The sequence below is a fragment of the Nitrosomonas sp. genome, assembly GCF_021731985.1.
In the GTDB taxonomy this organism is placed as follows: Bacteria; Pseudomonadota; Gammaproteobacteria; order Burkholderiales; family Nitrosomonadaceae; genus Nitrosomonas.
The window spans coordinates 1-14,846 of the sequence record NZ_JAKFWH010000089.1 but is presented as its reverse complement, the minus strand read 5'-3'; the positions used below and the strand labels follow the sequence as shown (position 1 = coordinate 14,846).

The following is a 14,846-nucleotide window of genomic DNA, read 5'->3' as shown; positions in this document are numbered from 1 at the left end:
AAGGGAAAGCTATGCAAATTGAGCAAGACCGAATGGCGAGTGTCATTCCAGTGGAAATTGCAAAAACACTGGATGGTCTTTTTAAAGAGCGCGTACAACGTTCGCCGCAAAAGGAAGCTTATCGCTATTTCAATCCGATTAGCGAGCAATGGAGCGATTACACGTGGGAGCAGATCAATCAATTCGTTGCCCGTTGGCAGGCTGCGCTGGTAAAAGAATCACTGGTTCCTGGCGATCGGGTAGCGGTGATGATGAGGAATTGCCCGGAATGGGTCATGTTCGAGCAGGCGGCACTGGGTCTTGGGCTGGTGGTAATTCCTTTATACACCGATGATCGTGTTGAGAATGCGGCTTATATTATCAATGATGCCAATGTTAAATTGTTGTTGCTGGAGAACTCACATCAATGGCAGCAATTTCTTAGCATACACAATCAGATAGAGGGATTGCAGCGGATCGTTATGCTGCGCCCTTTTGAACCAGACAGCGTAGATACCTGTGATAACGTCCGCGTTGTGTCAGCCAGAGATTGGCTGCCAGCCCTTGCGGGTGAAGTCAAGCATATCAATAATGATCCGCAGGCTCTTGCCACCATCATTTATACATCCGGCACGTCAGGCCGCCCCAAAGGGGTCATGCTGAGTCACCACAATATATTGACTAACGCTTCGGGCTGTTTGCAAGTCATACCGGTATTGCCCGATGATCTGTTACTTTCTTTCCTGCCTTTATCACACACTTTTGAGCGCACAGCAGGTTACTATGTACCGATGATGGCCGGCGCCACGATTGCCTATGCACGCTCAATCCAGCAATTACAAGAAGATCTGCTGACAATTCGGCCGACATTGTTGATCTCGGTGCCACGTATCTATGAAAGAGTGTATGCGGGCATCCGTGCAAAACTTGCCGAAGGCTCCGGTTTTGCGCGCTGGTTATTTAATTTTGCGGTAGACGTGGGATATAGTCGTTTTGAATGTCAGCAGGGAAGGGGATACCAACGACTGTCACATGTGTTGTGGCCACTATTAGAAAAACTGGTAGCGGATAAAGTGATGGGTAAGTTGGGTGGGCGGTTACGATTTGTGATGAGCGGCGGGGCTGCGTTATCGGCTGAAGTTTCGCGGATTTTCATCGGTCTGGGATTACCCATTCTGCAAGGATACGGTATGACTGAAAGCAGTCCGGTAGCTTGTGCCAATCGGCTAAAAGATAATGTGCCAGCCAGTGTGGGTTTGCCTATCCCCGGCGTCGAAGTCAAGTTGGGAGAGGATAATGCATTACTGATCCGTGGACCTAATGTCATGCTGGGGTATTGGAATAATCCGGAAGCAACGAAAGCAATTATTTCCTCGGATGGCTGGCTTAATTCCGGTGATATTGCTTCGATTGATGAGCAGGGCCATGTAACCATTACCGGGCGTCTGAAAGAAATTATTGTATTGTCTAACGGTGAGAAAGTACCACCGGCCGATATGGAAGCAGCCATTATGCGTGATCCGCTTTTTGATCAAGTGATGTTAATCGGTGAAGCGCGTTCCTATTTAAGTGTTCTGGTTGTTTTGAATCCGGCCCGGCAGCAAGATTTCATGACACAATATGGTCTGGATGGCAATCTTGATAATGAACAACAAAGACAACAAGCTGAGGAAATTTTATTAAACAAAGTCGCGCACCAAACGAGCGAGTTTCCTGGCTATGCCAAAATACGCCGTATTGCAGTCATTCCGGAGCCCTGGAGTATTGAAAACGGTTTGTTGACGCCCACTTTGAAGTTAAAGCGAGCGAAGGTGCTGGAGAAATATAAGGCGGAAGTCGATAAACTTTATACGGGGCACTAACTTTGTTGGAAAACTATCATTTAACTTAACCCTCGCTGTGGAGGAAGCAAATCGATGGCAAAAGACACCAGTAAGTTGGATAAAGTGGTTCTGGAAGCACGCTTGAATGCAGAGAAACGTGCCAAAGGATACCGGGAGCAGGCACTTAAATTGTTTCCCTGGGTGTGTGGCCGTTGTGCGCGCACGTTTGATCACAAAAACCTGCAGTTGCTGGAAGTGCATCACAAGAACAGTAATCATGATGACAATCCGCCCGATGGCAGTAATTGGGAACTGCTTTGTACCTACTGCCACGAAAATGAACACTCCAAGCTTAAAGATTCCATGGGGCGCGTTGATAGCGGAGGAGCTGAAACAGTTGCTACGTTTAGTCCGTTTGCCAATCTTAAAGATCGGTTAAAGAATAAATCGTAGTGAAAAAAGCGCATGGTTAATAATACGTTCCGGTGTTAGAAACAGGCTAGAAATTCTCATTTATCAAGCATAAACTGCGTTTTTTACCTGTTTTTGCTTTGCATCGGTTGCCTAGAATACGTTTTTCAACAATCTGTTAATGCCGAGGCCATAGACCTTGTGGCGCATGTCTTCTCAAGCGATGGCCTTCTCTCAATAAATACAGGTTGAGTTAGGAAATTGTTTGAAATCACTGCATTCGCAGCGCTTTCATAACGACGGCCAGCCTCTGCTTAACCCCATCGCTATTTTCCCATAAGCTATAATGTCATGACTCAATCAAGGAGAGCAGTTTGTTTCTGACACGTGATGATCGCAAGATCAGTATTATTGGTGGCTTACTATTGCTAGGGTTGACGTTGACGGCAGGTGTCGCTGTCTATAATGCCATGCAGCATCAGATTGAGTCTGTGCTCGGTAGAGGCTTGGGTGTTGCTTTACAGGGCAAAGCATTGCTTATTGAAAGCCAGGTTGAAAAAAGTGTCGCAGATACACATGCACTTGCTCTGCGTCCATTCCTGATTCAATCCATGCAGGAACTCAATGCCGAACCCGAGGATAAACATGCAATGCATAATCTGATGCGCAATGTCAATTCATTGCCGGATGTCGGTTTTTATGCCGCAATTGTGTATGATTTGCAAGGTAAGGTGCTTGCCCAAGTGGGTAATTTCTCTAACAGTAAAGGGCAATCCTTGCCACTGTATAAATATTCTCAGACTTCCTTGATATGGGATCAGCAATTTATTCTACGTACCAGCACCGATGTCCTGGATAGCAACAAGCAGCGTATCGGCAGCATCACAACAGAAACCACATTGCCGCAATTAACTCGCAGACTCAGTGAAATACGATCGATCGGCGAAACCGGGGAGTTTATTCTATGTGCACCACCCGCACATGATGCCCGCGATATGGCTTGCCTGATTAGCCAGATTGATGGAATAAAATTCAGATACATGGAACGCATGGTAAATGGCGGCATATCACCGATCAGCTATGCGTTCGATGGAAAAAGCGGTGTCATCGCAGCACAAGATTACCGTCAAGTGCCTGTCATCGAGGCTTATGCGCCATTGAAGGCAATCGGCCTCGGCATGATTCTCAAATTGGATGAAGAGGAACTGTTCAAATCCGTCAAAGAGGAATTGAAGAAAATCATTCTTTATATCGCGGGGTTGATTGCTGCGGAAATATTGTTACTGAATTGGTTCGTGCGAAAACTGATCAAATCGGAGCAGGAGGCGTACATTGCCAAAGACAGGGCTGAGCAGTTTTCCATCGAATTAAGTCTTAAGGAAATCGAACTGCGCGAACGGTTAAAAGAGATTACGTGCCTGTATGAAATTCGCCGCAATATTGGGTTGGAATTATCGATGGATACGATGTGCCAGATTATTTTTAAATATTTGATACCCGCCGTTCAATACCCGGAAATGGCTACGGCTGTTATCGAACTGGATGGCTGGTGCTTTACTTCGGGCAAATCTGATCCGAGTTTGGCGCATCAGGTGCTATCAAAAACCAGAATTACCGACAGATCGCATGCACAACAGTGGCGAGTCGAAAGAGATCCCGGTTGTACGTGCAGAGCGGAAATCAGTGTCAATGGCAAGGTTTGTGGTCAATTGCGCATATTCTATCCTGCCAATAAGCCATTTATTTTGTTGGAGGAGCAGCGACTTATCAGTGCCATAGCGAATGATCTCGAGAGTTGGCTGGAGCGTAAGCGTTTGGAGCAGGCACTAATCTCGGTTGCAGAGGACCAAGCCCACACGATCGGACAAGAGCTCCACGACAATGTCGGTCAGCAAATAGCTGCTATCGGTTATCAGGCCAGGGCGCTGGAAAAGAAAATTTATTCTACTGGCGATAAAAACATGGCATTAGTAGCAGCCTCTATTGCCTCGCAGGCGCAAATTTCAGTGATTCAGATCAAGCAGCTCGCGCAAGGATTACTGCCTTTTGAGCTCGAAGCCAATGGCTTAGTATTTGCATTGAAAACATTAACTGAAAGAGTCGCATCCACTTACGATATTATTTGCCATTTACAATGCGATAAGGACATTGTCATTAATGACAATAATCTCGCATTAAATTTATATCGAATAACGCAGGAAGCGATCAATAACGCAATTCGCCATGGGAAGGCTCAGCGCATAACTATCACCCTCACCTTGCAAAATATAACGCTAAGCTTATCGATTTGCGATGATGGCAGGGGTTTCTCGGGAAGTATTGACGCACCTGCTTCTGCAGGAATGGGGCTAAGAATCATGCAATATCGCGCAAAACAACTCGGCGCTAAACTGGAATTTCTGGCGCGCCATGGGGGCGGCACAGAAATTCTCCTGGAAAAACAGTTGATCTGATGTCAACAGAAAAAGCAAAAGTAATGTTGGTCGATGATCATGCCATGTTACGGCACGGCATAGCGATGATGATCAACCTGGAATCGGACATGGAAGTGGTCGCCGAAGCAGGCGATGGTGCTGAGGCATTGGCCATACTCAAGAAAAATACCCCTGTCGATATTGTATTATTAGATGTCACACTTAAAACCGTATCTGGTTTCGAAGTCATAAAAAGTATACACGCCTTGATTCCCGCTCTTCCTACCCTGTTTCTGTCCATGCATGATGAATCCGTTTATGCTGAACGTGCTCTACGTGCGGGCGCGCTCGGTTATGTGATGAAACAAGAATCTGGTGAAATATTACTTGCTGCAATACGGGAAGTACTCAAAGGCAACATTTATTTAAGTAGTGCGATGCAGGGAAAATTGTTGAAACGAATTGCAACAGGCGGTTCAGAACCGGAACAATTAATTAACAAGCTCACGCCTAGCGAGTTTGAAGTATTGCATTTGATCGGACAGGGACACAGCAGTCAAGAAATAGCCAACTTACTTTGCCGCAGTATCAAAACGATTGAAACCCACCGTTTCAATATCCGAGTTAAATTAAACTTGAAAGATGGCGCTGACTTAATACGCTATGCAACACGCTGGATTTCTGAGGAGCATTAACAGCTTGTCAAGCTTGCGCTTTCATCACCTCGCCATCACTTAATCAGATCTTCCATAATAGTTTCCCTTAGCAAAAAACAATAGTTTCCCCAATAGCCAATGAAGCAGTGACTTCGATAATATGGCACCAATGTCATATGACTTGGAGTTACTACGATCATGAACATAAAATTAAATAGATACTTGGCAATTTTACCGATGCTTTCACTACTGGTTGCTTGCGCACAGCTCAGTCAGATGAACGTGTCGGATATTGAGCATCAAAGTGTGGCAAAAAATGCAAAAACATACGCCGAACATAACAGACTGGTCGATTATTATGACAATTTAGCCAAGGAAACGGCAACCAAACTGATGGAAATGAAAGGATTGCTGAAAAATTATGAAGATCATAGCTATTACTATGGCAGGGGAGGACAGGATTTCCAGTCTCACACTGTCGCCAACATCCGTTATTACGAGCAGGCTACAAAAGATGCCAAAAAACACGCTGGTTTCCATCGACAGGTAGCCGCGGAATTACTAAATCGTGAGGATGCAAAGTCGGCCGAATCAAGCGTTCAATCAGATAGCAATCAAATAAAAGCAAAAATGAGTTCGGATTCCGGTGATCTGAACGAATCGCTGATCAAGGCTCAGTAAAGTGAATGACCGCTTTTTCTCTGCCATAACATGACTGACCGGTTACCAGAAGGTGTTGGGATGTGGACGTGCCAATCGCCCACGGCCCAGTATCTTCTGAGAACTTTCTGCCAATTCCAAGAACCCCAAAACTCCTATGGACTGCCAATCATCTGCGCGTCGAGAAACTGAGGATTCAGTGTCGAGATTGCAGCAAACAAGGTTAAGCTCGTACTCGCATTCATAGAATGAAGTTCAAATCAAGATTGTTATGTGTCATAACGAGCAGTGCTCTATTTCTCACTGCTTGTCCCATTGCAAGTCAGGTTACTAAGCTCAAAGAGTTTGTGAAGGATAGCAGAATAGAATTAGGCGGCTGGATTCACGGTGGAGCAACCCTCAATCCTAGCCAGGCAAATGGTTTTAATGGCCCGGTCATTTTTGCTGACCAGGCGAATCGATTCCAATTGAATCAACTTAATCTGTTTGTGCGGCGCTCTGTTGCATCAGAAGGAAAAGTATGGGATTTTGGCGGGCGATTTGATTTCATGTTTGGAACAGATGCTATTTTTACGCAAGCATTTGGTGTTCCAACTTTTGACGTCAACTCCGGAGAACCTTTCAAGAGAAGCAATTGGGATCTGAATCTATGTTGCGACTCCTCACGAACCTATGGAATCGCGCTGCCACAAGCCTACCTGGAAACTTACGTTCCCGTTGGCAATGGCCTCAATGTCAAATTGGGGCATTTCTATACTCCGACCGGTTTTGAGACGGTTCCTGCACCGGACAATTTTTTTTATACCCGTGCATACACATTGAATGTCGGAGAACCGTTCACGCATACAGGCATGCTGGCAAATTACACTGTCAACAAGAACTGGCTAATCTTAGGAGGCCCGATTACCGGTAGCGCCAATGGGGGCTGGGATGGGGGGTGGGATAAACAATTGGGTAACTGGGCTGGAATTGCCGGTTTCACCTGGAGCAGTGACAACCAGGCAACCTCATTCCACTTATCCGGAACCTACGGCAAGACTTCCACACGTAGTGATGAAACCTGGGCTTTTTACAACATGGTCTTGCAACACAGGATAACCCCCAAAACTCTTTTGGTTCTTCATCATGTCTATGGCTATGCCGGAGACGTGTTGCTGAATAATCTGAAGTACTCCAATGTCACGCAAAATGCCGAGTGGATCAGCGTTATAGCACATTTATACTATGATTTGACCGATAATGTATCAATTGGTGCACGCGCCGAATGGTATCGCGACCAGGATGGCTTCCGGAATCCATCACCTTTCCGGATTGCCGCAGCCACCAATAGGGTGAATGGAACGGCAGTGAGTTATGCAGGGAGTCTCAGCAACGTAACCATCACGCCGGCTGATTATTATGATGTAACGGTGGGATTAAATTGGAAGGCGGCGAGATCCTTAAAACTCAAAGAAAAATTCTTACAGAAGCTGAGTATACGTTCAAATATTCGTTACGACAGAGTGGATGCTTACCGTTCGGCAGCCTATCGACCATTTGCTGATCATAAAGATCAAATTCTGTTTTCTCTTGATTTCTTGTTACCGTTCTAATTCTATTCTGTGTCTGTGACAACAGAGCGTATCATCAAAAAAACCTCCAGCCAAAACTGGAGGTATCAAAGAATAGCAATAATAAAGACTTAGACTACAAGGGCATCATCAAAATGACAGGGTATTACTGTACTGCTGATTCATCTGACTTAATTTTCGCTTTATTGAATTGTCTGTCTTGCTCTGTCGCTGACATTTTCTTGTGCAATTCCACTTGCTCCAAATCCTCAGCTAACTCCTTCTTATATTCACGAATATTGGCATGCAGATGCGAATTAAGATCCTGACCTTGTCTGCCATAGGTATAAGGATGTGCTTCATATTCGTCCAGTTCGTGCTGAGAAGCTTCCAATTTCTCAGATACTGTTTTTGCCAAACTTTCATAATAATTTGCCACTGCTGCATGATTGTTTGGATTAATACTGCTGGGAACTGCAGGCGCTTCGGCGAGTACTGATGCCGCAGAAAAACCAAGCAGCAGAGAAGCGATAACTTTTAATTTCAGTGCTTTCATTGTAATTTCCTTCATAAAATAAAAAACTCAGTGTTGCCATCTTAACGAAGGCAACACTGAATGACTATTGGGGAAACTCTGGTTTTTGGCTAAGGGAATCCATTAGATTGTTGTTATTACATGATATTAGATGAACGGATTGTGGGCGTGCCTCGCAGATCATCGGAATGGTTTTGCCAGCAATTTCGGTGTTCAATATGGGTTCAAAGAAATCTATCCTGAGATACTGTATTGTTACTGACATGTGCCGATCTGATTTTCTCAACATCGGGTCAATCCGCAATCATTTGTGCCACTTCGAGAATGCGTAAATACGAATGTAGCCTGAACTAGGACTGATCTCGTCATTGACTTAGATGCCAAGTATCGTATTACAGCGAATGATTTTCTGTCCAGACACTTTAGCAGGCCGTTGAAAAACGTATTCGAGGCAGCCGATGCAAGGCAAAAACAGGCGAAAAAGCGCAGTTTATGCTTAATAAATGAGCATTTTGAGCCTGTTTTTAACACCGCAGCGGCAACGTAGATAGTTTTTCAACGGCCTGTTAGAGTATTTGGCCGCCTCAATGATATTAAATTTCCATTAGGATATAGATCTGGCGTGTTGATAAAACCAAGACGGATCTGTAATGCGTTGTATTAAATTGACAGACGGATATAATGAGCTTTTCAAGCAAACAGGAATCTGGTCATGGTTAAATTAACTGATGTACCTGGAATCGGTCCCACCACAGTCAAACTGCTAATTGAACACAAAATAAAAACAGTCGAGGCACTGGCTTCGATCAGTCTGGCAGAACTGCAGAAAATACCGGGCATGAAGGGTGATATACGCGCACGTGCAGTCAAGAAAGCAGCAGCGGATTGTTTGCGGAGTAAGGTGACTAAGGAATTAAGCGCGCCAGCCAACAAGGTGCAGACAACCATTAAAAAAGTTGCGAGTAAGAAGATTGCGGCTAAGCCGCCTGTGAATCAGGTTGAGGCAGATGAAGTGAAGGACAAGGACAAGAAAAAGAATAAAAAGGACGACAAGAAAGAAGAAAAAAAAGATAAAAAAAAGAAGGGTAAGAACAAAAAGAAAGATAAAAAGAAAGATAAAAATAAGTGATAGCTAAAACAAGTACTCTGATGGAATGATGAGAAGATAAGTAATTAAAAATAAATACTTACTAAGTTTTTAGTCTTTTTTATTTTTGTGATTCAGGCAAATAAGTTTTTTTCTAAAAGCTTATTGGAATTTTGATAAATCGTTGGGTCTGACCAAGTATTGCAACTGCGCCTGAAGCGGATTTGCCGTAATGGCGGCATTGCCGTAATTTAGTATGGCGACTGCGGCGGTAGTCAGAAGTTTGCCGGAGCTGCTGACAGGCGGCGGGTCTTTGGATAGATAACAGAGTAATTGATCAAGTCCTGGATTATGACCAATGATTAGTAACGTATGAATTCCTTCGCTGTGTTGACTGACAAGGGAGCGCAAGTTATTCAATGATGCCTCATAAATTCCGGTTTCCAAAAGAATACTATTCTGGGGTATGCCCAGTTCCTTTGATACCAATTGGCAGGTTTGTTTTGCGCGCAATGCAGGTGAACAAATGATTCGGTCTATGCGATATTGCTTCTGCTTTAACCATTTACTCATGAGTTTTGCTGCTTTTCTCCCGCGCGCTGTCAAAGGCCGATCAAAATCAGATCTGTCTTCTTCAGACCAGTCTGATTTTGCATGCCGCATGATGATCAGCTGATGTTCTTGCATGAATCGTTATGAAATTCCTTCGTTGATCCACATATTATCATTTCTATGACACCAAACATGGATGAATCCTACGCCGCTGTCGATTTAGGCTCAAACAGTTTTCATATGATTGTTGCTAATTTGGTAGACGGCCGACTACAAATCATCGATCGTATGAAAGAGATGGTCAGGCTGGCCGCAGGATTAAATAACAAGCAGGAGTTATCGGAAGAATCCATGCAGCAGGCGCTTGAGTGCTTGCAGCGATTTGGACAGCGCATCCGGGATATTCCTCACATGAATGTTCGTGCTGTGGGAACCAATACACTGCGTCAGGCACGAAATGGCGGGGATTTTTTATCGCAAGCCTATAATGCACTGGGTCATCCGATTGAAATCATAGCGGGGCGCGAGGAGGCCAGGCTTATCTACTCCGGGGTTGCGCACAGCTTATACGATGAAGTCAATAAGCGTCTGGTTGTTGATATCGGCGGGGGCAGTACGGAAGTAATCATTGGCTGCGGGTTTGATACGTACTATACCGATAGCTTGTATATGGGATGCGTCAATGTGCAGCAGCGATTTTTCGAGGATGGCAAGATAAAAGCCAAGAAAATGCGTAAGGCAGTTTTGTTTGCGATGCAGGAGCTGGAATCGATCGAAACGACCTATAAGAAAATGGGGTGGGACCATGCGCTGGGATCTTCCGGAACCATTATGACTATCCGGGATGTGGTACAAGCGCAAGGCTGGTGTGATACAGGTATCACAGCCTCAGCACTGACGCGGCTTATCGAATCACTCATTGCTATTGGCGACAGCGCACTGATCAACTTCGAAGGTTTGTCCGAGCGCAGAAAACCTGTGTTTGCCAGTGGTGTGGCGATATTGTGCGGGGTTTTTGAAGCTCTGAATCTGGATAAAATGAATATATCGGAAGGTGCGCTGCGCGAAGGCTTGTTGTATGACCTGATTGGCCGGGTACATAATGAGGATATCAGAGACAAAACCATTACGGTTGTCGCGCAAAGATACAGTGTTGATATGGAGCAGGCGGATCGGGTTAAGGAGACGGCTGAGAACTTTTTTCATCAGGTCAGAACCGACTGGGAACTGGATGAGAAAATGGACCTGAAATTATTAGTGTGGGGGGCGCTCATTCACGAGATCGGCCTATCTGTCGCGCATAACCAGTATCACCGGCATGGTGCCTATTTAACAGCGAACTCGGATCTGGCAGGTTTTTCCCGCCAGGAGCAAATCAAGCTGGCGATGCTGGTTCGAAGTCATCGCAGAAAGTTTCCACTGGAAGAATTCGAGCCCATAACCCCATCTAGAAGAGTTTCTATTATGCGGCTCTGTATTTTGCTGAGATTGGCTGTCGTTCTGCACAGAAGCCGATCCAATAGCAATCTTCCAAAAATACGTATTAATGTGAACAAAAACAGAATTAATTTGGATTTTCCGCCGGATTGGCTGGATAAACATCCTTTAACACTTGTTGATTTGAGTACTGAGCAAGGCTTTCTCCAGGTTGCGGATATTAAATTGACTTTTAATTAACCTCATTTTATCGTCAAGTTATTTATTCTTATGATTTGCAAATAATCCTTTAAAAGGGATCTCATCATTTTTTCTCAGGTATTTTGAATCCTAAGTAAGTGCCAGCACTTAGTCCCTGTAGCATAAGCAAATTTTCGTTGAATTCGGGCATTGATAAAGTTTGCCAGACAGAATAAATAAAAATAATACCTAGAATCAAAGTCCACACCACGATCTGAACACGGTGGAATGCTGTGCCGCCTTCCTGATCATTTAATATGTCTTTTAAGAGACCTTGACTGGTATGGACAACTGGTTCCATTCTAGAAATCTGCTGATTAGTCGAACCAAGATCTATTGTTAAGTCATTGAGATATTTCTTTTTCTCTTCGGTGAGTTCTCCGCTGCTAAGCTCAGCAATTTCTTGCTCCATTTTTTTCTTCTTTTCAACGAGTTCATATAGTTTGGATTGTGAGCCGACGGGTGCATCAATCATAGTGGAGCCCAAGGCGGCAAAGGATCCGATACCAGTTAAAGTAAGTACACCGCCAGAAATAGTATCCAACGCGCCAGTGGTTATCCAAATTGATAGGAACGAGACTGTTACGAGCACGAACCAAAAAGCCATTTGACAACGAGCCAAGCTCCACGGTTTGAAACCAGATGCCGGTGCCGGACCTATATCGGATAAGGCTTCTCTTATTGATTTTTTGATAGGTGGAATGAACAAAAAACTAAGAAAAATGAGTACCAGAAGCACAACGAAAATCCAGAATTTAATCTTATTGACCTGCTCGAGCATGACTATCTTATTTGGGTCATTATAGGAATACCAATTAGTGCCATCTGCCAATCCAATGGCAATTTGAACAGGTCTCTGAAAGAACTTTTCGCTCATGAATGGAGGTGCACCCAGTAGACTGGCCCAATTTTTCTTCAGATCAGGGTCAGTTGAATTGTATTTAAGGTCAAATTCAATCGTGCCTTCTTTCTTACCTGACGGGACAGGGTCACGTTCTGCAATCTTCTTGCCATTCAAATAAAGATTGATTTTCTTTTTGCAGTTAGGGGACTGAGGTTGTTTTACACATTGTTCGGTAGCTTTTTCTATTAGAAATTGAAGATTTGTGACCTCTAGTACAAGCGTATCGTTGATCGATAGAATGTGATTTTCTTTGTTTTCTGGTCCTAGTGTATAAACTTTTTCGATAATTGGAGAATTAACAGAATCTCCTTGAGCCTTAACAACTGTTGATGAAAAACATAAGATTATGAAGAGAAAACTCAAAGCTATTTTCATTTTTAATCTCCGATTTTAAAATTAATACTCAATGCCGATCTAGAGTAGTCGCAATATTATTGCGAAAAGCAATTATCAGTTGATGATTATCAATTTTTCATTGTATTCATGGGTCTTCCTAAAGATTACAGAAGCGCATTTATGGTCAATTAAGACAAATCGCAATAATGCTCCAATAGCAGTTGTTGTGCCGAACGGGGTTTAGAAGCTCCGGGTTTTAAACGTTTATACGAACCATCGCTTTGTAGTGACCAGGCCTGCGTGTTGTCCGAGAGATAACTTAATAATCCATATTTAATCACGGTGTCACTGGTGCGTTTTTCTTCGATTGGGAAACACACTTCCACCCGGTAATGTAAATTGCGCGTCATCCAGTCAGCACTGGAACAAAATACCAATTCTTCACCGCCGTTATGAAAATAATAAACGCGGGTGTGTTCCAGAAAGCGGCCGACGATGGAACGCACATTAATATTCTCCGAAATACCTTTAATTCCGGGACGCAAGCAGCACACGCCGCGGATGATCAGATCGATTTTGACGCCGGCCTGCGAAGCCTTATACAGTGCGGCGATGATTTCGGGATCAACCAGTGCATTCATTTTGGCAATAATCCAGCCTTTATTTCCTGCATTCACAGCGCTGATTTCTTTTTCGATATAGTTGAGTACGCCTTTGTGCAGCGTGAAAGGTGACTGTAAAAGCTTTTTCAATTTACCTGCCCGGCCCAGGCCGGTGAGTTGATGAAACATCTTGTTGACATCTTCTCCGATCGCTTTGTCGCAAGTCAGCAGACCGTAGTCGGTATATAAACGCGCGGTTCGCGCATGATAATTACCCGTTCCCAAGTGGACATAGCGGCGCAAGGTACGGCCTTCCCGTCTGACCACCAAAATCATTTTGGCATGGGTTTTATAATTCACCACGCCATATACTACATGCGCCCCAGCCTGCTGTAATTCACTGGCCAGTTCAATATTGGCTTCTTCGTCGAATCGTGCTCGCAGCTCAATCACCACAGTGACTTCCTTGCCGGCACGCGCTGCAATTTTTAATATTTCGACGACTGCCGAATCGACACCGGTACGATAAAGCGTCTGTTTGATGGATAGCACACTAGGATCGGCGGCAGCTTGCCGCAGAAAGTCGATAATTGGCGCAAACGATTGAAACGGATGGTGCAGCAAGATGTCGCCATTGTGCAACGCATCAAAAATATTGGTATTTTTGAGCAATCGCTTGGGTATGTCCGGTGTGAATCCGGCAAATTTTAATTCAGGACGATCAACCAGATCACAAATCGCGAGCAAGCGTCCCAGATTAACAGGCCCTGCGACCTGATACAGATCGCTTGGTTGTAATCCGAATTTTTGTAACAAAAAACTGCTGAGATTGTCCGGGCAATTGTCTGCAACTTCCAGGCGCACGGCATCACTGAATCGCCGCGAAGGCAACTCACCTTCAAGGGCGCGCAGCAGATCGTCAATTTCCTCATCGTCGATAAATAAATCGCTATCGCGAGTTACTTTGAATTGGTAGCAACCGGTTGCATTCATACCGGGAAACAGATCACTCACATGCGCGTGAATGATCGAGGACAGCATGACAAAATCATGGCTCCCGCCACTATATTTTGCCGGAATTTGGACAATCCTGGGCAGTGAACGCGGCGCCTGTACAATGGCCAGCCCTGAGTCTCGTCCAAAGGCGTCTTTTCCCTCCAGCGATATAATGAAATAGAGATTTTTGTTCAGAACCTTGGGAAAAGGATGCGCAGGATCCAAACCAATCGGGCTGAGCACAGGCAATACTTCATCCTTAAAGTAGCGATGCACCCAGCGGCTGAGCAAGGGTTTCCAATGCGTGCGGCGCAGCAATCGTATTTTATCCTTGGCCAGTGCGGGTATGATCAGGTCATTCCATACGCTGTATTGCTCTTCCACAAACAAATGCGCTGTTTCACTGACACGTGCCAGTACTTCCGCCGGCGACAGATTGTCTGCCCCTGTTTGCACAGAGCTGTATTTAACTTGTTGTTTCAAACCAGCGACGCGGATTTCGAAAAACTCATCCAAATTGGTGCTGGCAATGCATAGAAAACGCAGTCTTTCCAGCAGCGGCAAGCTTTCATCCTTGGCTTGTTCGATGACGCGCCGGTTGAATTCCAGCAGACTCAGCTCGCGATTGATATAAAGCGTAGGATTTTTGAGGTCAATGGTATCC

General features: G+C 44.7%; 12 protein-coding genes. 8 read left to right on the top strand and 4 right to left on the bottom strand.

The genetic code is table 11. The annotated features are described in order from the left end of the window. Window positions 1-11 precede the first annotated feature (11 nt). The 6 genes from QZ942_RS13250 (at window position 12) to QZ942_RS13225 (ending at window position 7,535) form a co-directional block, all read left to right on the top strand. Complete coding sequence (locus QZ942_RS13250) at window positions 12-1,841, top strand: long-chain fatty acid--CoA ligase (RefSeq protein WP_292996397.1); 1,830 nt, start codon at window positions 12-14, stop codon at window positions 1,839-1,841. 54 nt (window positions 1,842-1,895) lie between these two features. Continuing rightward, window positions 1,896-2,255 (top strand): YajD family HNH nuclease, encoded by a 360-nt coding sequence (locus tag QZ942_RS13245; RefSeq protein WP_292996395.1) that lies wholly within the window; start codon window positions 1,896-1,898, stop codon window positions 2,253-2,255. Window positions 2,256-2,587: 332 nt separating this feature from the next. Continuing rightward, a complete protein-coding gene (locus QZ942_RS13240) occupies window positions 2,588-4,666 on the top strand; it encodes an ATP-binding protein (protein WP_292996392.1) in 2,079 nt (692 codons plus the stop codon). Beyond that, on the top strand, window positions 4,666-5,322 hold the full coding sequence (locus tag QZ942_RS13235) for a response regulator transcription factor (protein ID WP_292996389.1): 657 nt from the start codon (window positions 4,666-4,668) through the stop codon (window positions 5,320-5,322). The genes QZ942_RS13240 and QZ942_RS13235 overlap by 1 nt, the downstream gene beginning before the upstream one ends. Before the next feature lie 159 nt (window positions 5,323-5,481). Next, window positions 5,482-5,964 (top strand): hypothetical protein, encoded by a 483-nt coding sequence (locus QZ942_RS13230; RefSeq protein ID WP_292996387.1) that lies wholly within the window; start codon window positions 5,482-5,484, stop codon window positions 5,962-5,964. A gap of 227 nt (window positions 5,965-6,191) precedes the next feature. Then, a complete protein-coding gene (locus QZ942_RS13225) occupies window positions 6,192-7,535 on the top strand; it encodes a porin (protein WP_292996385.1) in 1,344 nt (447 codons plus the stop codon). 124 nt (window positions 7,536-7,659) lie between these two features. Here QZ942_RS13225 and QZ942_RS13220 read toward each other — a convergent pair whose 3' ends face one another. Next, the gene (locus QZ942_RS13220) at window positions 7,660-8,049 is read right to left on the bottom strand and encodes a hypothetical protein (RefSeq protein WP_292996382.1); all 390 of its coding nucleotides are present in this window, start codon (window positions 8,047-8,049) and stop codon (window positions 7,660-7,662) included. Window positions 8,050-8,740: 691 nt separating this feature from the next. Between QZ942_RS13220 and QZ942_RS13215 the strand changes: the two genes are divergently transcribed. Next, entirely contained in the window at window positions 8,741-9,157 is a 417-nt protein-coding gene (locus tag QZ942_RS13215; protein WP_292996380.1) for a helix-hairpin-helix domain-containing protein, read from the top strand. A 120-nt stretch (window positions 9,158-9,277) separates the two neighbouring features. Here the strand turns inward: QZ942_RS13215 and sixA are convergent, their stop codons facing one another. Continuing rightward, on the bottom strand, window positions 9,278-9,802 hold the full coding sequence (gene sixA / locus QZ942_RS13210; RefSeq protein WP_292996378.1) for a phosphohistidine phosphatase SixA: 525 nt from the start codon (window positions 9,800-9,802) through the stop codon (window positions 9,278-9,280). Window positions 9,803-9,847: 45 nt separating this feature from the next. Between sixA and ppx the strand changes: the two genes are divergently transcribed. Then, the gene (gene ppx / locus QZ942_RS13205) at window positions 9,848-11,344 is read left to right on the top strand and encodes an exopolyphosphatase (protein WP_292996375.1); all 1,497 of its coding nucleotides are present in this window, start codon (window positions 9,848-9,850) and stop codon (window positions 11,342-11,344) included. Window positions 11,345-11,408: 64 nt separating this feature from the next. Here the strand turns inward: ppx and QZ942_RS13200 are convergent, their stop codons facing one another. Both QZ942_RS13200 and ppk1 read right to left on the bottom strand, forming a co-directional pair. Continuing rightward, the gene (locus tag QZ942_RS13200) at window positions 11,409-12,623 is read right to left on the bottom strand and encodes a hypothetical protein (protein WP_292996372.1); all 1,215 of its coding nucleotides are present in this window, start codon (window positions 12,621-12,623) and stop codon (window positions 11,409-11,411) included. Between the two features lie 149 nt (window positions 12,624-12,772). Continuing rightward, window positions 12,773-14,846, bottom strand: a 2,074-nt coding sequence (gene ppk1 / locus QZ942_RS13195; RefSeq protein ID WP_366836536.1) for a polyphosphate kinase 1, incomplete at its 5' end; no start/stop codon positions are given.